The 17,995-nt window shown below is 65.0% G+C and carries 20 protein-coding genes and 2 pseudogenes; 16 read left to right on the top strand and 6 right to left on the bottom strand.

The window, feature by feature from the left end:
- The 11 genes and pseudogenes from exeE to exeN form a co-directional block, all read left to right on the top strand.
- A pseudogene (exeE, locus tag AB5Y70_RS05005) lies at positions 1-464 on the top strand (GspE family T2SS ATPase variant ExeE); the annotation flags it as partial.
- A gap of 1 nt (position 465) precedes the next feature.
- The gene (gene exeF, locus AB5Y70_RS05010; protein ID WP_039040588.1) at positions 466-1,686 is read left to right on the top strand and encodes a GspF family T2SS innner membrane protein variant ExeF; all 1,221 of its coding nucleotides are present in this window, start codon (positions 466-468) and stop codon (positions 1,684-1,686) included.
- Positions 1,687-1,875: 189 nt separating this feature from the next.
- Positions 1,876-2,307: a GspG family T2SS major pseudopilin variant ExeG gene (gene exeG, locus AB5Y70_RS05015; protein ID WP_010675723.1), complete on the top strand. Its 432-nt coding sequence runs from the start codon at positions 1,876-1,878 to the stop codon at positions 2,305-2,307.
- Positions 2,308-2,354: 47 nt separating this feature from the next.
- Complete coding sequence (gene exeH, locus AB5Y70_RS05020; RefSeq protein ID WP_043152812.1) at positions 2,355-2,918, top strand: GspH family T2SS minor pseudopilin variant ExeH; 564 nt, start codon at positions 2,355-2,357, stop codon at positions 2,916-2,918.
- Between the two features lie 65 nt (positions 2,919-2,983).
- Positions 2,984-3,337, top strand: a complete 354-nt coding sequence (gene exeI, locus AB5Y70_RS05025; protein WP_257713654.1) for a GspI family T2SS minor pseudopilin variant ExeI — start codon at positions 2,984-2,986, stop codon at positions 3,335-3,337.
- 44 nt (positions 3,338-3,381) lie between these two features.
- Positions 3,382-4,023, top strand: a complete 642-nt coding sequence (gene exeJ, locus AB5Y70_RS05030; protein ID WP_049636114.1) for a GspJ family T2SS minor pseudopilin variant ExeJ — start codon at positions 3,382-3,384, stop codon at positions 4,021-4,023.
- A 125-nt stretch (positions 4,024-4,148) separates the two neighbouring features.
- A pseudogene (locus AB5Y70_RS05035) lies at positions 4,149-4,223 on the top strand (type II secretion system protein GspJ); the annotation flags it as partial.
- Positions 4,213-5,238, top strand: coding sequence for a GspK family T2SS minor pseudopilin variant ExeK (exeK, locus tag AB5Y70_RS05040; RefSeq protein ID WP_043152964.1), 1,026 nt, complete (start codon positions 4,213-4,215; stop codon positions 5,236-5,238). The pseudogene AB5Y70_RS05035 and the gene exeK, both read left to right, overlap by 11 nt.
- A 111-nt stretch (positions 5,239-5,349) precedes the next feature.
- On the top strand, positions 5,350-6,534 hold the full coding sequence (gene exeL, locus AB5Y70_RS05045; protein WP_080988563.1) for a GspL family type II secretion system protein ExeL: 1,185 nt from the start codon (positions 5,350-5,352) through the stop codon (positions 6,532-6,534).
- Entirely contained in the window at positions 6,531-7,022 is a 492-nt protein-coding gene (gene exeM, locus AB5Y70_RS05050) for a GspM family type II secretion system protein ExeM (protein WP_010675717.1), read from the top strand. The genes exeL and exeM overlap by 4 nt, the downstream gene beginning before the upstream one ends.
- On the top strand, positions 7,019-7,777 hold the full coding sequence (exeN, locus tag AB5Y70_RS05055) for a GspN family type II secretion system protein ExeN (protein ID WP_043152808.1): 759 nt from the start codon (positions 7,019-7,021) through the stop codon (positions 7,775-7,777). Before exeM ends, exeN begins: the two co-directional genes overlap by 4 nt.
- A 48-nt stretch (positions 7,778-7,825) precedes the next feature.
- Here the strand turns inward: exeN and AB5Y70_RS05060 are convergent, their stop codons facing one another.
- Complete coding sequence (locus AB5Y70_RS05060) at positions 7,826-8,635, bottom strand: helix-turn-helix transcriptional regulator (RefSeq protein ID WP_043152806.1); 810 nt, start codon at positions 8,633-8,635, stop codon at positions 7,826-7,828.
- Between the two features lie 145 nt (positions 8,636-8,780).
- Here AB5Y70_RS05060 and tyrS point away from each other — a divergent pair, with 145 nt between their 5' ends.
- A complete protein-coding gene (gene tyrS, locus AB5Y70_RS05065) occupies positions 8,781-10,046 on the top strand; it encodes a tyrosine--tRNA ligase (RefSeq protein ID WP_043152962.1) in 1,266 nt (421 codons plus the stop codon).
- On the opposite strand, the gene AB5Y70_RS05070 is transcribed toward tyrS, so the two are convergent.
- Positions 10,041-10,946, bottom strand: a complete 906-nt coding sequence (locus AB5Y70_RS05070; RefSeq protein ID WP_043152804.1) for a LysR family transcriptional regulator — start codon at positions 10,944-10,946, stop codon at positions 10,041-10,043. The two genes, tyrS and AB5Y70_RS05070, sit on opposite strands and share 6 nt — an antisense overlap.
- Before the next feature lie 116 nt (positions 10,947-11,062).
- Between AB5Y70_RS05070 and AB5Y70_RS05075 the strand changes: the two genes are divergently transcribed.
- Positions 11,063-12,169, top strand: coding sequence for an NADH:flavin oxidoreductase (locus tag AB5Y70_RS05075; RefSeq protein WP_049636113.1), 1,107 nt, complete (start codon positions 11,063-11,065; stop codon positions 12,167-12,169).
- A gap of 79 nt (positions 12,170-12,248) precedes the next feature.
- Here AB5Y70_RS05075 and yrfG read toward each other — a convergent pair whose 3' ends face one another.
- Positions 12,249-12,917: a GMP/IMP nucleotidase gene (gene yrfG / locus AB5Y70_RS05080; RefSeq protein ID WP_043152800.1), complete on the bottom strand. Its 669-nt coding sequence runs from the start codon at positions 12,915-12,917 to the stop codon at positions 12,249-12,251.
- A 147-nt stretch (positions 12,918-13,064) separates the two neighbouring features.
- On the opposite strand from yrfG, the gene nudE reads away from it, so the two are divergent.
- The 3 genes from nudE (at position 13,065) to AB5Y70_RS05095 (ending at position 16,210) form a co-directional block, all read left to right on the top strand.
- On the top strand, positions 13,065-13,673 hold the full coding sequence (gene nudE / locus AB5Y70_RS05085; protein ID WP_039040577.1) for an ADP compounds hydrolase NudE: 609 nt from the start codon (positions 13,065-13,067) through the stop codon (positions 13,671-13,673).
- A 44-nt stretch (positions 13,674-13,717) separates the two neighbouring features.
- Positions 13,718-14,530 (top strand): 3'(2'),5'-bisphosphate nucleotidase CysQ, encoded by an 813-nt coding sequence (cysQ, locus tag AB5Y70_RS05090; protein ID WP_043152798.1) that lies wholly within the window; start codon positions 13,718-13,720, stop codon positions 14,528-14,530.
- Positions 14,531-14,941: 411 nt separating this feature from the next.
- Positions 14,942-16,210: an aromatic amino acid transport family protein gene (locus AB5Y70_RS05095; protein WP_043152796.1), complete on the top strand. Its 1,269-nt coding sequence runs from the start codon at positions 14,942-14,944 to the stop codon at positions 16,208-16,210.
- Between the two features lie 82 nt (positions 16,211-16,292).
- On the opposite strand, the gene AB5Y70_RS05100 is transcribed toward AB5Y70_RS05095, so the two are convergent.
- The 3 genes from AB5Y70_RS05100 to metJ form a co-directional block, all read right to left on the bottom strand.
- Positions 16,293-16,631 (bottom strand): tRNA-binding protein, encoded by a 339-nt coding sequence (locus AB5Y70_RS05100; protein WP_010675707.1) that lies wholly within the window; start codon positions 16,629-16,631, stop codon positions 16,293-16,295.
- A gap of 84 nt (positions 16,632-16,715) precedes the next feature.
- The gene (locus AB5Y70_RS05105; RefSeq protein ID WP_043152960.1) at positions 16,716-17,474 is read right to left on the bottom strand and encodes an AraC family transcriptional regulator; all 759 of its coding nucleotides are present in this window, start codon (positions 17,472-17,474) and stop codon (positions 16,716-16,718) included.
- 35 nt (positions 17,475-17,509) lie between these two features.
- Positions 17,510-17,833, bottom strand: coding sequence for a met regulon transcriptional regulator MetJ (metJ, locus tag AB5Y70_RS05110; RefSeq protein WP_005327165.1), 324 nt, complete (start codon positions 17,831-17,833; stop codon positions 17,510-17,512).
- Positions 17,834-17,995 lie beyond the last annotated feature (162 nt).

A 17,995-nucleotide genomic window follows, 5' to 3' on the forward strand; every position in this document is an offset into this window, starting at 1 on the left:
CCGGTCACCTGGTGATGTCGACCCTGCACACCAACACCGCCATCGGCGCCATCACCCGGATGCGGGACATGGGGATTGAGCCCTTCCTGCTCTCCTCGTCGCTCCTGGCGGTACTGGCCCAGCGGCTGGTGCGCACCCTCTGCCCGGATTGCCGCGCACCGCACCCTGTCACCGAGCAGGAGCGTCTGGCCATGGGCATCGAGCTTGCGCCGGATCAGCAGATCTGGCGTCCGGTGGGCTGCGAGCAGTGCAACCACACCGGCTATCGCGGCCGGACCGGCATCCACGAGCTGGTGGTGGTGGACGAGGCGGTGCGCGAGGCGATCCACAGCGCCAGCGGCGAGCTCGCCATCGAGCGGCTGATCCGGGGTCACACCCCCAGCATCCGCCGCGACGGCATCGACAAGGTGCTCAAGGGGCAGACCAGCCTCGAAGAGGTGCTGCGCGTGACCCGGGAAGACTGAGATGGCGGCATTTGAATACAAGGCCCTCGACGGCAAGGGGCGCAACAAGAGCGGCGTGCTGGAAGGGGATTCCGCCCGCCAGGTGCGCCAGCTGCTGCGCGAGCAGGGGCTGACCCCCCTCGAGGTGAACGAGACCACCGAGAAGGCCAAACGGGAGGCGAACCGCTTCGTGCTGTTTCGCCGTGGTGCCTCCACCGCAGAACTGGCCCTCATCACCCGCCAGCTGGCGACCCTGGTGGGGGCCGGTCTCACCATCGAGGAGGCCCTCAAGGCGGTCGCCGAACAGTGCGAGAAGGCCCACCTGCGCAGCCTGGTGGCGACGGTGCGCAGCAAGGTGGTGGAGGGGTATTCCCTGGCCGATTCGCTGGGGGCCTTCCCCCATGTGTTCGACCAGCTGTTCCGCTCCATGGTAGCGGCCGGCGAGAAGTCCGGTCACCTGGAGAAGGTGCTCAACCGTCTCGCCGATTACACAGAGCAGCGCCAGCACATGCGCACCAAGCTGCTGCAGGCGATGATCTATCCCATCGTCCTCACTCTGGTGGCGGTGGGGGTCATCTCCATACTGCTCACCGCCGTGGTGCCCAAGGTGGTGGCCCAGTTCGAACACATGGGCCAGCAACTGCCGGGCACCACCCGTTTCCTCATCGGCACCAGCGAGCTGTTGCAGCACTACGGCCTCTGGTTCCTGCTGCTCCTTGGCATTGGCGGCCTGATCTGGCGCTGGTGGCTGACCGACGACAAGCGTCGTCGTCGCTGGCACCAGGTGATACTGCGCCTGCCGGTGATCGGTCGGGTCAGCCGCGGTCTCAACACCGCCCGCTTTGCCCGCACCCTGAGCATCCTCAACGCCAGCGCCGTGCCCCTGCTGGAGGGAATGAAGATCGCCGGCGAAGTGCTCTCCAACGACTATGCCCGCATGCGCATCGGTGAGGCCACCGAGCGGGTGCGGGAGGGGACCAGCCTGCGCAAGTCGCTGGATGAAACCAGAATTTTTCCGCCCATGATGCTGCACATGATCGCCTCGGGCGAGCAGAGCGGCGAGCTCGACAGCATGCTGGAGCGGGCGGCGGACAACCAGGACAGGGAGTTCGAAACCCAGGTGAACATCGCCCTCGGGGTGTTCGAGCCCATGCTGGTGGTCTCCATGGCCGGGGTGGTGCTGTTTATCGTGATGTCGATCCTGCAGCCGATCCTGGAGCTCAACAACATGGTGAATCTGTGAGGCTGGCGTGCGTGTGACATCGGTCGATCCCGCGGTCAACTCGCTCGAGCTCAACAATATGGTGAATCTGTGAGGGTCGGGTGCCCGAATAGGCTTCGCCATTCGAACCTGCACATTCAATCGAACGATCGTGGTTTAACAGTTAATCGTTGATGGCTCATGCCATCTCATTTCGTTAGGGAGTCAGTCATGCAAAAGCGTCGTCAATCGGGTTTTACCCTGCTGGAAGTGATGGTGGTCATCGTGATCCTGGGGATCCTGGCCAGTCTGGTGGTGCCCAACCTGATGGGCAACAAGGAGAAGGCGGATCAGCAAAAAGCGGTCTCCGACATAGTGGCGCTGGAAAACGCCCTCGACATGTACAAGCTGGACAACAACCGCTACCCCACCACCGAGCAGGGGCTGGATGCCCTGGTCAACAAGCCGACCGCATCCCCTGAGCCGCGCAGCTACCGTGAAGGGGGCTACATCAAGCGCCTGCCGCAGGATCCCTGGGGCAACCAGTACCAGCTGCTGAGCCCGGGCCAGTTCGGCAAGATCGACATCTTCTCCATGGGGATGGACGGCGAAGCCGGGACCGATGACGACATCGGCAACTGGAACCTGAAGGACTTCCAATAAGTGATTCCGCCGCGTCGTGCTCACCGGGCCACCCCGGGGCTGCCTGAATGAAGGTGGCCTCTTGGGCCCGTCACCAGGCCGGTTTTACCCTGCTGGAAGTGTTGCTGGTCGCCATGTTGATGGGACTGGTGGCGACCGCCGTCACCCTCAGCATGGGGGGCGCCAGGGGGGATCGGGAGCTCGACAAGCAGGCGCGCCGCTTCATGGCGACCCTGCAGCAGGCCCAGGAGTATTCGGTCATGGATGGCAGGCTGCTGGGGCTGCGGGTCGAGGAGAACGGCTGGCAGTTTATGTCCCGGGATCCCAAGGATCGCAAGTGGCGCGCACTGACCGGTGACAGGCTGCTGGGGCCGGTGACGTTGCCGGAGGGGATGACCCTGGCGGTGGAGCTGGAAGGTTTCAACTGGCGTACTGCGTCGGATGAACGCCAGGAGCAGGGTCGGGACGAGCGTGAGCGGACACCCCAGATCCTGGTCTTTCCGGGGGGAGAGCTCTCTCCCTTCGTGCTGACCCTGAGCCAGCAGGACGAGGATCTGCACTACCTGCGCACCGTCAGGGGGGACGAGTTCGGTCGTCTCTCCCTGCTGCAGGATGAAGAGGAAGAAGAGTGAAGAGCGCCAGGCCCGCAGGGGGCGTTCTAGCGCGTCGCACCGCTCTGTCGGGCGGCCCCGCCCGGGTGCGCGGCATGACGCTGCTGGAGGTCATGGTGGCCCTGGCGGTGTTTGCCATCGCCGGGCTGGCGGTGATGAAGACCGCGAGCGAACACCTGGCCGGCCTCAATTATCTGGAGCAGAAGACCCTGGCGACCTGGGTGGTGGAGAATCAGCTGGTGCAGCAGAAGCTCGAAGGCAAGTGGCCGGGAGACAGCTGGGTGGAAGGGGACGAGGAGATGGCCGGGCAGACCTGGTACTGGCGCTATCGCGGCGTCGCCACGGCGGACAGCAACTTCAGGGCGCTGGACATGGAAGTGCGCACCGCGCCCAAGGCCGACAGCCCGGTGGCCATGATCCGGACCTATCTCAGCCGATGAACATTCATCAACGTGCGTCCATGATCCGGAGCCGGTGTCAGCCGATGATCCAGAGCAACACCCGCCCATCGCACCACCGCGGCTTTACCCTGCTTGAGATGCTGGTGGCCATCGCCATCTTCGCCACCCTGAGCCTGGGGGCCTATCAGGTGCTGCAAGGGGTGCTGACCAGCGACGAGGTGGCCAAGCGCAAGGAGGCCCGTCTCTCGGAACTGCAGCTCGCCTTCAGCCTGCTGGAGCGGGACATTACCCAGATGGTGCCGCGCAGCGGTCGCATCGACGGCGAGAACAACAAGGTGCTGCTGGCGGCGTCCCGCTTCGGCCAGCAGAGCGACGACTGGGGCATGGCCTTCATTCGCGGCGGCTGGCTTAATCCGGACGGCATACTGCCGCGCTCCGGCCTGCAACGGGTGGGCTGGCGTCTCAAGGGGCAGACCCTGGAGCGGTTGAGCTACCTCTATCCGGATCCGGCCATTGGCACCGAGCCGCGCATTCAGCCCGTGCTGACTGGCGTGACGGCGCTGCGCCTCTATTTCTACGACAAGGGACAGTGGAAGGAAGAGTGGACCCAGCGCGACCTGCTGCCCTACGGGCTGGCGGTGGAGCTGGAGCTTGAAGACTACGGCACCATCCGCCGCCAGTTCCTGATCGGAGCCGGTGGTCAGAGGGCAGAGAATGGTAACTGATCGTCGTTTTCCCCTGTCTATCACGGAGGATGACGGCACTATTCGACGCCGCCAGTTCCTGATCGGTGCTGGTGGCCAGAGGGCAGAGAATGGTAACTGATCGTCGTTTTCCCCTGTCCGTCACGGAGGATGACGGCACTATTCGACGTCGCCAGTTTCTGATCGGTGCTGGTGGCCAGCGAGCGGACAATGGCAATTAAGCGCGGCCGGGGCCGATCCCGCACTACACTGGGCCGCCAGGGGGGCATGGCCCTGCTGGTGGTGCTGCTCATCCTCGCGGTGATGGTGATCGTCGCCAGCAACATGAGCGGCCGCCTGCAACTGGAGCTGCGCCGCACCGCCAACCTCACCCTGGGCAAGCAGGCCTGGTGGTATGCCATGTCGGCGGAGGCCCTGGTGATCAAGGTGCTGAACCAGGACTTCAAGGATGACCCGGATCGGGTGAGTCTGGGACAGAACTGGGCGCGAGAGGACGGGGTCTTCCCGGTGGAGGATGGCACTCTCTCGGGCCGGGTGCGGGATCTGCAATCCTGCTTCAACCTCAACAGCCTGAGCGTGCCCCTCAAGGAGGGGGAGAACGGCGACGATCTCGAGGCCCAGCCTTACCAGTTCAAGGTGTTCCGGGCCCTGCTCGCCCAACTCGAGGTGGATGATTACGAAGCGGTGCAGCTGACGGACGCCATCCGCGACTGGACCGACAAGGATACCCAGCTGGTCTCGAGCAACGGGGCCGAGGATGCCTACTACGAGGGACTCAATCCCCCCTACCTGGTGGCTAACCAGCGGATGCTGGGCACCGACGAATTGCGGGCGGTGCGCGGGGTGAGCGCCAGCCTGTACGCCCGGCTGGCCCCCTATGTGTGCACCCTGCCCAATGACAAGCTGGTGGTGAACATCAACACCATCCGGCCGGAGCAGGCGGCCCTGCTGGTGGGGCTCTACCAGGGGAAGATCGGGCTGGACGATGCCAAGCGGGTGCTGACCAGCCGCCCCAAGAAGGGGTGGAAGAACAAGCAGGAGATGACGGAGCAGTTGCAGGTTCAGCCGGGTGCCATCACCGGGCTGGATGGCGCCCTGGACATCAAGAGCAGCTTCTTCGAGGCCCGCCTGCTGGCGGAGGTGGGGGAGACCCGCGCCAGGCTTGAGACCGTCTTCCAGCGTGGCAAGGACAACAAGCTGGTGATGCTGCGTCGCCTGAGCGGCGGCGCCGAATAACAAGGGGGCGTGGGGCGGTTCAGCTGACCTGCGCATCTCCCGATTGGACTGCAACCCATGGCTGTGCGCCCGCCCCCTGAGGGAGGAGCGGGCATGGCAGGAGAGACATTAGTGAGCGAGAGTCTGGTCATCCGTCTAGGGACCAATGCGCAGCAGCCAGTGCACTGGCTGGTCTGGTCGGCGCAGGAGCAGGAGATCATCGCCTCCGGCATCCTGGCCTCGGCGCACGCCCTCGGCGAGCTGCAGGAGCGTGCCGGTGGTCGCCCCGTGGTGACCCTGGTGCCCGGCAGCGATCTTATCTTCCGGCGGGTCAATCTGCCGGGCAAATACAGCCGCCAGAGTGCGGCGGCCCTGCCCTATCTGCTGGAGGAGCAGATCGCCTCAGACGTGGACGATCTGCACCTGGTGGTGCTCGGCCATCAGGGCCGCGAGGTGGATCTGATGGCGGTGGACAAGGGGAAGATGCAGTCCTGGCTCGGCTGGCTGGAGCAGGCAGGGCTCAAGACCCTGCACCTGCTGCCCGACGTGCTGGCGCTGCCGCTCGCCGCTGATGGCTGGTCAGCCCTGCAACTGGGGGAGGAGTGGCTGGTCCGCCAGGGCCCCCGTCAGGGCATAGTGGCGGAGGAATCCCTGCTGGCCATGCTGCTGGCAGCGCAGACCGAACCCGTCACCCTTCACTGCCATACTCCCATCCCCGCCATGGCGGCGGGCAACTGGCAGGGGGCTGACCCGGAACTGCCCATGCTGTTGCTGGCGAAAGGGGCGCTGACCTGCCAGGCCAACCTGTTGCAGGGGCCCTATCGTCCCCAGACCGAATACGCCCGCTACTGGTTGCAGTGGCGCAAGGTGGCGGTGCTGGCAGGCGTATTGTTGCTGGTGGCCCTGGTGCAGCGCGGTGTGCATCTGCACCAGCTGGCGGAACAGGACAAGGCCCTCAAGGCGGAGATCCGGCAGGTCTACACCCGGATCTTCCCGGGGGAGACGCGTATCGTCAACGTGCGCAGCCAGATGACCCAGCACCTCCAGCAGTTGGGACAGGCTCCCCAGGATGGCGTCCTGTTGCTCCTGACCGAGCTGGCCCCGGTGTTTGCCGAGGTGCCCGGCCTCAAGCCCGAAGTGCTGCGCTTCGATGCAGCCCGGGGCGAGCTGAGGTTGCAGGTGACGGCCCCCGGCTTCACCGAGATCGAACGTTTCCGCGAGCTGGCGGGCAAGCGCTTCGAGGTGCAGCAGGGTGAGGTGCGAAGCACCGAAGGCAAGGTCGAAGGGGCGCTGGTGCTCAAGGGGAGGTCGTCATGATGGACAAACTGCAGAGCTGGTGGCGCGGCATCAGTGCCCGCGAGCAGCGGCTGGTGGCGGTGGGGGGCAGCGTGCTGCTCATCGGGCTCTTCTACTGGGCGATCTGGCAGCCGGTGGCAAATCGCATTGCCGAGCGCGAGCGGCAGGTGGTGAACCAGCAGCAGACCCTGGCCTGGCTCAAGGAGAAGGGACAGGAGGTGCTGGCGATGCAGGGGGGACAGGGGCGCCAGATCGATACCGGCGGTACCCTGGACGGTGTGGTGAACCGCACCGCCTTCAACCAGAAGATCAAGATTGCCCGCTTGCAGCCCCAGGGTCAGGAGCTGCAGGTATGGATAGACACAGTGCCGTTCGATGATCTGCTGATCTGGCTTGCGACCCTCTCGGATCAATACGGCGTCCAGGTGCAGATCATCGAGCTGGCCCGCGAGGGGCTGGCCCCCGGGCTGGTCAAGGTCAGACGTTTGCAGTTGAGTCGTTCCCAATGAAGCGAAAAATAGTGATCGCCAGTCTCTTCCTGCTGGCCTATCTCGGTTTCCTGCTGGCCCAGTTGCCTGCATCCCTGGTGGTGCGCCATCTGCCGCTGCCCCCCAATCTGGTGCGGCTGGAGGGGGTGAGCGGCACCCTCTGGAGCGGTCAGGCCGCTCGGGTGCAATATGCCAGCGAGTCCCTCACCCAGTTGCGCTGGGATCTCGATGGCTGGTCCCTGCTGCGGCTGGCGCCCGAGGTGTCGGTGCGCTTTGGCGAGCGCAGCGGACTCAACGGGCAGGGGATCCTGGGTTGGAACGGTGCCGCTTTCGGGCGCGACATCACCCTGAATGCGCCGGCCCTCTGGGTGCTGGAGCGGGTGCCGATGAGACCCCCTTTCCCGTTGACGGCGGCGGGTCAGTTGCAGCTCAAGATCGACCAGTTTGCCCAGGGCAATCCCTGGTGTGACAACCTTTACGGGGATCTTCACTGGTATGACGCACAGGCGGACACCCCGGCGGGCAAGCTGACCCTGGGGGATCCCGAGATCACGCTCACCTGTCTCGACTCCCGGCTGGTGGCCGAGATCAAGCAGGGCTCGGAGGCGGTGCAGGTGCTGGGCAAGCTGGAGTTGCAGGCCAATCGCCAGTACCTGTTCCAGGGCACCCTGAAACCGGGTCCCGAGCTGCCGGACCAGATGAAACAGGGGCTCCCCTTCCTCGGCCAGCCCGATGGGCAGGGGCGCTTCCCGCTGCGTTATCAGGGCCGCATCTGACGGCGTTGCCCATGGTTTGAACCACCCCGCCCCGGCGGGGTGGTGTCGTTATGGGGGCGCGCCGGCTGGCGCCGTGATGAGGTGATTGAGGAAGAAGCTGAACAGCTCGGCCCGGGAGTGCAGGTTCAACTTGGCGTAGAGATGCTTGCGGTGATTCTTCACCGTGCCGCTGCCGATGCCGAGCGCACCGGCAATGGCCTCGGTATCCAGCCCCTGCAACAGCAAACCCGCCACCTGGCGCTCCCGCCGGGTTAGCTGATCTCCCCCCACACTGGCGATAGCCTGCTCCACGGCTCCCTTGAGGTCCGTGCCATCTGACCTGGCCGGGCTGCGGGCTAGGCGGGGTGTCTCTTCCCGCCAGTGCTGGCGACACAGGGAGTGGACCAGCGGGAACAGTGCCTCCAGCCTGGTCAGCTCGTCACGGCTGAGGGAGCTGCGCTTGTCGAGGCGGCCCAGAAACAGCATCAGGGTGAGGCCGCCGCGCACCGGCAGGATCAGCCCCACCTCTTCCTGCCAGCCGGTGGCCTGATAGAAGTGGTGGCGATACTCGGGGTCGAGCCGCCCCCGCGACACCTGCGCCAGGGTCCAGACCCCGGCACCCAGCCCCTGCTCCAGCGCCTGCATGAAGGGATCCTGACTGAAGTGGCGTGTGAGGTAGCGGTCGAATAATAGGGCCCGCTGATGATGCAGGTTGTCGTAGAGGTAGACGGGCCGTTGCCCCACCCCGAGCAGCAGGGCACAGTCGAACGCCACCTGTTGCTGGATGAGGCGCACCAGGGCCGCCGGGAAGCCGCTGCCGTGCAGGGCATCGACGGCGGCGGTCAGGCTCAGGGTATCCGTGGCAGGAGACGGGGGCATGGCGATGGGCTCCGGGTCAGGGAATGGTTTCCCCACGATGACAGGATGCTAGCACGGGAGTGGCAAAACTGTCCCCTGGGGGACATATCTGCCTGCACCGCAAACGGAGAGGATGGCCCTCTTTCTCTTGCTGTTGGAGCCCTCCATGACAAATCCTCACCTGCTCGATGAGCTGACCCAGCGCGGCCTGGTGGCCCAGAATTCCGACCCGGTGGCGCTGGCCGACCATCTTGCCACCCCGCGCACCGTCTACTGCGGGTTCGATCCCACCGCTGGCAGCCTGCACATCGGCCACCTGGTGCCACTGCTGATGCTGCGCCGCTTCCAGCTGGCGGGCCACACCCCGGTGGCCCTGGTGGGCGGGGCCACCGGCCTTATCGGCGATCCCAGCTTCAAGGCAAGCGAGCGCACCCTCAACAGCGCCGAAACGGTGCAGGGCTGGGTCGCCAGCCTGTCGGCCCAGATAAGCGCCCTGTTGCCGGCGAGCGACGGGCTGGCGGCGCCGCTGCTGGTCAACAATGCCGACTGGATGGGGCAGATGTCCGCTCTCGATTTTCTGCGGGACATCGGCAAGCACTTCTCGGTCAACGCCATGCTGGCCCGCGAATCGGTGCGCCAGCGCCTGGCCCGTCCGGATCAGGGCATCTCGTTCACCGAGTTCTCCTACGCCCTGCTGCAATCCCAGGACTTCGCCGTGCTCAACCAGCGCCTCGGCTGCACCCTGCAGATCGGCGGCAACGACCAGTGGGGCAATATCACCAGCGGCATGGACCTCACTAGGCGGCTGCATCAGGCCCAGGTCTATGGCATGACGCTGCCGCTCATCACCAAGGCCGATGGCACCAAGTTCGGCAAGACCGAGGGGGGCGCTATCTGGCTCGACCCGGCGCTCATCTCCCCTTACGCCTTCTACCAGTTCTGGCTCGGCACCGCGGACGAGGATGTCTACCGCTTCCTGCGCTACTACAGCTTTATGCCGCTGGCCGAGATTGAGACGCTGGAGGCGGAGGATGCGAAGCGGCAGGGGCGCAAGCTGGCCCAGCAGGTGCTGGCGGACGAGCTGACCGAACTGGTACACGGCAAGGGGGCGCTGGCGGCGGCGCAGCGCATCAGCGAATCGTTGTTCAGTGGCGAGGTAGCGCGCCTTGGGGAGAGCGATCTGGCCCAGCTGGCGCAAGATGGCATGCCAAGCAGCCCCATCAAGGGGGAAACGGATCTGGTGACCCTGCTGGTGGAGTGCGGCCTGGCCAACTCGAAGCGGATCGCCCGCGAGCTGCTGGCGGCGGGGGCCGTCAGCGTCAACGGTGCGATCCGCCGGGATGAGCCGCTCACCGCCGACGATCGGCTGTTCGGCCGCTACCTGCTGCTGCGCCGGGGCAAGAAGCAGTACCACCTGGTGATCTGCTCATGAAGGGGTGAGCGCCTCGATGACGTAGTCGAGGAAGTGGCCGACCAGGGCCGACTCGGCCCGGCGCTGGGTATAGAGGGCGTAGAAATGGGCCCCCTTGGGGCGATAGTCCGGCAGCACTTCGCGCACCACCCCCTCGGCCAGCTCGGCCGCCACCAGGTAGCGCGGCAGGCGGGCTATCCCCAGTCCCTGGCGCATCCCCTGGTGAATCGCCTTCTTGCTGCTGAAGGCCAGCTCGCCCGCTACCTCGAGAGGGATCTCGCGCCCCTGGGCAAGCAGGGGCCAGCGCTCGTGGCGGCCGTACTCCTGGCTGCGGGTGATGAGGCTGTGCTGGTGCAGATCCTGCGGTGTGGTGAGGGGCGGGTGACGGTCGAGGTAGTCGGCGCTGGCGCAGAGCACCAGATCGTCCACCGCGATGGGGCGCGCCAGGTAGGGCTGGGTGCCGAGCTCGGTGCTGCGAAACGCCACGTGCAGGTTGTCGCGCAGCAGGTCGGCCGGGGTATTGCTGAAGTCGGCGATGATCCGCACCTCCGGGTGATCGGCGCGAAAGCGCAGCAGCACCGGAGTCAGCACCACCTCGCCCCACAGATCCGGCGCCGTGATGCGCAGCTCCCCGCACAGTGCCGAGCGGCGGCGCTGCAGGCCGTCCAGCAACTGCTCGTGCAGGGCGATCATCTGGTCGGCCTGGCGGTAGGCGAGCTCTCCTGCGTCGGTCAGTTGCACCCGGCGGGTGGTGCGGCTCAGGAGCACGCTGCCGAGGCTTTGCTCCAGGTGGCGCAGATCTTTTGACGCCTTGCTCGGGGTGATGCCGAGCTGGGCCGCCGCCGCGGCGAAGGATCCGCAGCGGACGATGGCGACCAGCAGGCGCATCAGGTAGAGGGTATCGAGCTTGTGGTGACGCATGAGGGGTGGCCTATTATGTCTTTCTGAGAATGAATGTCTTGCTTGTACGTCTGATTATATCCTCCTGGCCCGGGTTTATAGTGGCCGCCATGCCATTGCGATCCCGGGAGAGGACGATGAACAAGACACTGGGCGACAGCTTCCACTTCGAGCGAGCCGGATTGCGGCTCAAGAACCGGGCCGTGCTGGCCCCTTTGACCCACAACATGAGCGGCGCAGGCGGTGATCCCGGCCAGGCCGAGCTCGACTGGATGGCGCGCTGCGCCCGTGGCGGCTTCGGCCTGCTCATCGCCGCCGCCACCCAGGTGCAGCCCGGCGGACGCTGCTGGGCGGGGCAGCCTGCCCTGATGACGGACGCCCAGCAGCAGGCCTTCACGGCCCTGGCCGACAGTGCGCGGCAGGCCGGGGCGCTGGCGGTGGTGCAACTGCATCACGGCGGGATGCGGGCTCTGCCCGAGCTGAACGACGGGGTGCCGGTCGGCCCGTGCGCGCTGGCGCCGGGCGGGCGTTACCCCCTCGGGGTCAAGGGGCTGAGCGAGGAGGAGATTCTGACGCTCATTGACGCCTTTGTGATCGCTGCCGAGCGGGCCCATGGCGCCGGCCTGCACGGGGTCGAGCTGCACGCAGCCCACCACTTCCTGCTCTGCAACTTCCTCAACCCCCTGCACAACCGGCGCACCGACCGCTGGGGTGGCAGCCTCGCCAACCGGGCGCGGATCCTGGTGGAGATAGTGCGCGGCATTCGCGCCCGTCTACCCCGGGGTTTCCTGGTCGGGGTGCGTCTCTCCCCCGAGAGCTATGCCCATATCCAGGGCATCGAACTGGCCCATCAGCTGGCGGTGGCGCGCCTGCTGGCGGACGAGGGGATCGACTACCTGCACTTCTCCATGGGGGACAGCTTCAAGGCGGTGGCGGGGGATCCCGACGGCGGCGCCCTGCTGGAGGCGGTAAGGGTCGGGTTGGCCGGGCGGGTGCCGCTCATGGTGGCGGGCAAGATTAGCGACGCAGATTCGGCGGTTCGGGCTCTGGCCGGCGGCGCCGATCTGGTGGCGGTGGGCACGGCGGCCCTTGGCAATCCGGACTGGATGGAACGGGTGAGCCGCGGCCTGCCTCTGCATGCGGCCCCTTTCACGGCGGCGCACCTCACGGAGGTCGGCTTCAACCCAAGCGCCCTCGACTACCTGGCCGGCATGGGGGTGCTGGCCCCGCGCGATGCGGCCTGAGGGCTTTCATGAACGGTATGCGCTCGGCAGGCTGTTGAGCTTATGTGACAAGGCCCTCGTGAAGAGGGCCTTGTGCGTGTCAGGCGCCGAGAGGGAGCAGGTCGGCGTAGTCGTCGAGCGCCGGGAAGTGCTGGAAGGTGAGCGGCGGCATCTGGCTGTCGGGGTGACGGATGCCGAGCTGGTGGGCGATGCCGAACTCGGCCGAGGCGGCCAGGATCCGCTCGCTGTCATCCACGAAGAGGGTGCGGGCCGGGTCGAAGGCCAGCCGCTCGGCCAGTGCCTGCCAGCAGTGCTGGCTCTCCTTCGACCACCCGAGCTCATGGGTGCTCACCATCAGATCGAGATGCTGGGCGAGGCCGAGGCGTGCATCCTTCACCGACAGGCTGGCGGGATGGGCATTGGTGAAGAGCACCACCTGCTTGCCGGCGGCCTTGAGTGCGGCCAGGAAGGGAATGACGTTGGGGCGCCACTGGATCTTCTCCAGGATCTCCTGTTTGAGGGCGCGGATGTCGAGCCCGAGCGTCCGGGTCCAGTAATCCACGCAGTACCAGTCGAGCGTGCCGTTGACCGCATGATAGTGGGTGTCTATCTGCGCCTTCGCCTCGGCCAGCGGCAGGCCGAGTCGCTCGGCGTAGCGCACCGGCACCAGGGTTTGCCACAGATGGCTGTCAAAATGGAGATCGATCAGGGTGCCATCCATGTCGAGCAACACGGTATCAATCTGGTGCCAGGGCAGGGGAGTCGACATGGGGCCTCGCGATGTCTGTGGTGATGGGAAAAACGGGGCGCATTATAACGGATTTTTCAGACATCTTTCCCCTCTTTGCCCCGTGGTGTTCGGCAGGGGAGTCGTTTACTCTTGAAACACGATTTTTTAACGAGCAGTCAGCCCCCGATGAGCGATCCCCACAAGCGCAATCCCGTCCACCTCAGTGTCGAGACCATGGCCCATGACAAGAGCAAGCCGGAGATCCTCAAGGCCGAGATCGTGGCCGAGAGCCGGCTGTTCAAGGTGGAGTCCCTTCACCTGAAATTCTCCAACGGCGAGGAGCGGGTCTACGAGCGGATGCGCGGCGGCAACCGGGGTGCCGTCATGGTGGTGCCCCTGTTCGATGCCCACACCCTGCTGCTGGTGCGCGAGTACGCGGCGGGCACCCACTCCTACGAGCTGGGTTTCCCCAAGGGATTGATAGACCCCGGTGAAAATGCCTTCGAGGCGGGCAACCGGGAGCTCATGGAGGAGGCGGGCTTCGGGGCGAGCAGCCTGACCCTGCTCAAGCAGGTGTCGCTGGCGCCGGGGTATTTCTCCAGCCGGATGGACATCTTGCTGGCGCGGGATCTCTACCCCGAGCAGCGGGTCGGTGACGAGCCCGAGCCTCTCGAGGTGATCCCCTGGCCCCTCAACCGGATCGACGAGTTGCTGGCACGACCGGACTTCACCGAGTCGCGCAGCATCAGTGCCCTGCTGCTGGCCAGCAAATGGCTGGCGGAGCAGGGAAATTAGCCCGCAGAGGGTCTGTTTGGCAATCAGAGGCAGAGGTAAGCACCATGCAGGAGTTGTTGGCCTGGATACCCGAGGTCAAGGAGATCGCCCGTGAGGCGGGCAGGATCCTTCACGAGATCTATCGCGGCGGTCAGTTCGAACGCCAGTTGAAGGAGGATGCGACCCCGGTCACCAGTGCCGATCTTGCTGCCGATGCCTACCTCAAACAGGCGCTGGCAGCGCTCACTCCCCATGTCCCCGTGCTGACCGAAGAGGCGGCCGACATCCCCTTCAACCAGCGTGCCAACTGGCGTCAGTACTGGCTGGTGGACCCGCTGGACGGCACTGGTGAGTTCATCGCAGGCAGCGGCGACTTCGCCACCCTGATCGCCCTGGTGCGGGACAATGTCCCGGTGCTCGGGGTTATCTATGCCCCCGAATCCGATCTGCTCTACTGGGCGGTGCGTGGTCACGGCGCCTTCAAGGAGGCGAACGGCGAGAGCCGTCCCATCAGCGCCATCCATCATGAACACGATCAGCCTGACTCCCTGGTGGTGGCCATCAGCCGCCGCCAGAAACTGGAGAACCTGACCCGTCGCCTCAACCCGGCCATCCACTACGAGCTGATCCCGCTCGGCTCCAGCTCCCTCAAGTCCTGCCTGGTGGCGGAAGGCGTGGCGGATTGCTACGTGCGCCTGGGCCCCACCGGGGAGTGGGATACCGCTGCTGCCCAGTGCATCGTGGAGGCGGCAGGGGGCCGCATCCTCAGCCTGACGCTGCAACCGCTGAGCTACAACGAGACCGAGTCGCTGGAGAACCCGGACTTCATCGTGATGGGGGACCCGGATCTCGCCTGGGGTCGCATTCTGGCCCACTGACGGGTCGACCAGCTCGCAGGGAATGCAATCAGGCGACCACAGGGTCGCCTGATTGCATTGGTGTGATCCACTGGCTGGTTACGGGGATTTCAGGGGGATTTGCTAGTGATGGCGATAACGGTAGTGGATCATCACATCCAATCTGGCTGCACTGGCATAAATTTCAGTTAATTCTGAAAACATGCATTTCATCGAAACAAAAAATCGACGTCGGTTTTAATTTTGGTTTTATATTCCTAACTTTTGGTTTGTATCAGGATTAATTGAATAATCCGGGTTGAAATTTCCTCCCAATCTCACTGGTGGAACAGGGCTTTGCCAGTGAGATCTGCCAGTCTCCATTTTTGAGAATTAAATGCTAAAGGAGCACAATGTTTTTAGATTTTAATACTACGTAAAAGTGATTTATCGATGAGTTTATCTGCAGACGTCTCACGGGAGCTGTCCGGTTCCCCCTCCACCATGGCCAGCACCGGCTGGCGTCGCCACGACACCCACTGGGTCATCAGCCTGTTCGGCACCGCCGTCGGCGCCGGCATTCTGTTCCTGCCCATCAACCTGGGTCTGGGGGGGATCTGGCCCCTCATCATCGTCGCCGTGCTGGCCGGTCCCATGACCTTCCTGGCCCACCGCGGGCTGGCGCGTTTCGTGCTCTCGTCGTCGCGCCCCCAGGCCGACTTCACCGAGGTGGCCGAGGAGCACTTCGGCAAGATGGCCGGGCGCCTCATCTCGGCGCTCTATTTCCTCTCCATCTTCCCGATCCTGCTCATCTACGGCGTCGGGCTGACCAACACGGTGGAGAGCTTCATGGTCAATCAGCTCGGTCTGGCCTCCCCGGATCGGGTGATGCTCTCCGGCGTGCTGGTGTTCGCCATGATCGCCGTGATGTTGGCCGGCGAGAAGGCGATGCTGCGGGCCTTCGCCGTCATGGTCTACCCGCTGGCGGCGATCCTGCTGGCCCTCTCCTGCTACCTCATTCCCCAGTGGCAGTGGCCGGAAGTGACCGCCTTTGAAGGCGCCAGCTTCCTCAACACCGTCTGGCTGGCGCTGCCGGTCACCGTGTTCGCCTTCAGCCACGCCGCCGCCATCTCGGGCTTTGCCAACGTGCAGCGCCGGGAATACGGGGAGCAGGCCGAAACCAAGAGCGGCCTGATCCTGCGCAACACCACCGTCATGCTGGTGGGCTTCGTGCTCTTCTTCGTCTTCTCCTGCGTGCTGAGCCTCTCCCCGGCCCAGTTGGCCGAGGCCAAGGCCCAGAACGTCTCCGTGCTCTCCTATCTCGCCAACATCACCGACAACCCGGTGATCGTGACCCTGGGGCCGCTCATCGCCTTCATCGCCATCAGCTCCTCCTTCCTCGGCCACTTCCTCGGTGCCCGCGAGAGCCTGAAAAGCCTGATCGCCAAGCCCACCGGCCTGCCGCTGGCGAAGGCGGACAAGCTCGGCATCGCCCTGATGTTCTTCGCCATCTGGGGTGCCGCCATCATCAACCCGGGCATTCTGGGGTTGATGGAGACCCTCTCCGGCCCCGTCATCGCCATGATCCTCTTCATCATGCCGGTGGTGGCCATCTACAAGGTGGAGGCGCTGGCCCGCTTCCGTCACCGTTGGGTCAACGGCTTCATCCTGCTGACCGGTGCCCTGGCGGTCTCGGCCCTGCTGTTCAGCCTGCTGAAATAAGCCAGGCCGTCAGCATCAAACAAGAGAGGCGACCCCGGGGGTCGCCTCTCTTGCTTCTGCTTTCTGGTTGCCTTGCCGTGTCTCACCCCAGCTTGGCGCCGTTCTCCACCGCCTGCTCGGGGATGGCGATCACCACGGCGCCATCCGGGCGATAGAAGCCGGTCAGCAGAAACTCCGACTGGATGGGGCCTATCTGCTTGGGGGGAAAGTTCACCACGGCGACGATCTGGCGGCCCACCAGATCCTCCGGTCGATAGAGGTCGGTGATCTGGGCGCTGCTCTTGCGCACCCCGAGCTCGGGGCCGAAATCCGCCCACACCTTGTAGGCGGGGCGGCGCGCCTCTGGAAAGGGCTCGACCCGCACCAGGGTGCCCACCCTGAGCTCCACCATCTCGAAATCCTGCCAGCTTATCGTCTGCATCTTGGCTCCTCGTTGCTCATACCTTGCATGAGCCTCAGCATGCCTCGAATGCCCGGGGATTGTCTTCGGCAAAGAGCCGACCGATTACGGCAGGCAGCCGTTTTGCCGGCGCCAGAGGGAAGGGGTCAGTCCGGTCTCGGCCAGGAAACGCTCGGCAAAGGCTCCCTGGTTCTGGTAGCCGCAGCGGCTGGCCACTTCGCCGACTGGCAGCTGGGTGCGGGCGAGCAGGGTGCGGGCCAGCGCCATACGCCGCATCCTGAGGTAGTGGGAGACGCTCGTGCCCACCTGCTGGCGAAAGGCGTGTTTGAACTGACTCAGGCCGAGGCAGGCGATGGCGGCGAGTTCCTCGTTGGTGAGGGGGTCTGCGAGGTGGGCTTCCATATGACGCTGCACCTTGGCGATACGAGGGGCTATACGGGGAGCGGCGGCGAGGCCCATGCCGCGTCCCTCGGTCAGCAGCCCGAGCCACACCTGATCCATGCCGGCCACGTGGCGCCCCTCGGCCACCATGCGGTGCAGGAAGGCGAGGTAGTGGCGCTGAGCCTCATCCAGCTCGACGAAGGGGTGGTCCCCCAGGGCTGCCGGCAGCCAGTGGCTCTCCTGCACCAGAAACACGTGCGCCGGATCGGCGGCGTAGTCGTGGCGAAGGCCAGGGGCGATGATGCAGGCAAAACCGGGGGCGAGGCGACATCCCCGGCCCTGCACCTCGATCTCGAGGGGGCCGACGAGGGGGATCACCAGCTGGGCGTGGTCATGACTGTGGCTCTGCATGTCGCTCTGGTAGTGACGCAGGCTGAAGGGGGAGGCGGCAGATAAGCATGACGCGGCACCGGGCCGCGTCATTGAAAGGGATGCATCGTTTGCCATGGGCAGCCGCATTACTCGGCGTCGAAGTCTTCGATCTCTTTGCCAAGGGCTTCCATGATGGCGCGGGCCTCGGCGGGGACGCTGTCCGGGTGATCCTTGCGCAGGTCGTCGTCACAGGGCAGCGGCTGGCCGGTGAAGGCGTGCAGGAAGGCTTCGCAGAGCAGCTCGCTGTTGGTCGCATGACGCAGGTTGTTCACCTGGCGACGGGTGCGCTCATCGGTCAACACCTTCAGCACCTTGAGCGGGATCGAGACGGTTATCTTCTTGACCTGTTCGCTCTTCTTGCCGTGCTCTGCATAGGGGCTGACGTAGTCGCCGTTCCACTCTGTACCCATGTTCCACCTGTAGTCGTTTGGCCGTGAGCGCGGATTTTAACCCTTAAGGAATTCAATGGCAATCCAACAGCAAAGCCATTTAGACGTCTAGAAGTGTTGACGGCTTTTTTAAGGTGGCGTAGTGTGGTGCACCATGGGCCGGCAGTCCGGCCAGCGAAAATG

Origin of the sequence: Aeromonas sp. s1(2024), from assembly GCF_040908005.1 — a bacterium.
GTDB lineage: Bacteria > Pseudomonadota > Gammaproteobacteria > Enterobacterales > Aeromonadaceae > Aeromonas > Aeromonas caviae.

Excerpts from the sequence above, each read along its gene's own strand:
- exeF (WP_039040588.1), top strand. The coding sequence starts at position 466 with ATGGCGGCATTTGAATACAAGGCCCTCGACGGCAAGGGGCGCAACAAG.
- exeG (WP_010675723.1), top strand. The coding sequence starts at position 1,876 with ATGCAAAAGCGTCGTCAATCGGGTTTTACCCTGCTGGAAGTGATGGTG.
- exeH (WP_043152812.1), top strand. The coding sequence starts at position 2,355 with ATGAAGGTGGCCTCTTGGGCCCGTCACCAGGCCGGTTTTACCCTGCTG.
- exeJ (WP_049636114.1), top strand. The coding sequence starts at position 3,382 with ATGATCCAGAGCAACACCCGCCCATCGCACCACCGCGGCTTTACCCTG.
- exeK (WP_043152964.1), top strand. The coding sequence starts at position 4,213 with ATGGCAATTAAGCGCGGCCGGGGCCGATCCCGCACTACACTGGGCCGC.
- exeM (WP_010675717.1), top strand. The coding sequence starts at position 6,531 with ATGATGGACAAACTGCAGAGCTGGTGGCGCGGCATCAGTGCCCGCGAG.
- exeN (WP_043152808.1), top strand. The coding sequence starts at position 7,019 with ATGAAGCGAAAAATAGTGATCGCCAGTCTCTTCCTGCTGGCCTATCTC.
- AB5Y70_RS05060 (WP_043152806.1), bottom strand. The coding sequence starts at position 8,635 with ATGCCCCCGTCTCCTGCCACGGATACCCTGAGCCTGACCGCCGCCGTC.
- tyrS (WP_043152962.1), top strand. The coding sequence starts at position 8,781 with ATGACAAATCCTCACCTGCTCGATGAGCTGACCCAGCGCGGCCTGGTG.
- AB5Y70_RS05070 (WP_043152804.1), bottom strand. The coding sequence starts at position 10,946 with ATGCGTCACCACAAGCTCGATACCCTCTACCTGATGCGCCTGCTGGTC.
- AB5Y70_RS05075 (WP_049636113.1), top strand. The coding sequence starts at position 11,063 with ATGAACAAGACACTGGGCGACAGCTTCCACTTCGAGCGAGCCGGATTG.
- yrfG (WP_043152800.1), bottom strand. The coding sequence starts at position 12,917 with ATGTCGACTCCCCTGCCCTGGCACCAGATTGATACCGTGTTGCTCGAC.
- nudE (WP_039040577.1), top strand. The coding sequence starts at position 13,065 with ATGAGCGATCCCCACAAGCGCAATCCCGTCCACCTCAGTGTCGAGACC.
- cysQ (WP_043152798.1), top strand. The coding sequence starts at position 13,718 with ATGCAGGAGTTGTTGGCCTGGATACCCGAGGTCAAGGAGATCGCCCGT.
- AB5Y70_RS05095 (WP_043152796.1), top strand. The coding sequence starts at position 14,942 with ATGAGTTTATCTGCAGACGTCTCACGGGAGCTGTCCGGTTCCCCCTCC.
- AB5Y70_RS05100 (WP_010675707.1), bottom strand. The coding sequence starts at position 16,631 with ATGCAGACGATAAGCTGGCAGGATTTCGAGATGGTGGAGCTCAGGGTG.
- AB5Y70_RS05105 (WP_043152960.1), bottom strand. The coding sequence starts at position 17,474 with ATGACGCGGCCCGGTGCCGCGTCATGCTTATCTGCCGCCTCCCCCTTC.
- metJ (WP_005327165.1), bottom strand. The coding sequence starts at position 17,833 with ATGGGTACAGAGTGGAACGGCGACTACGTCAGCCCCTATGCAGAGCAC.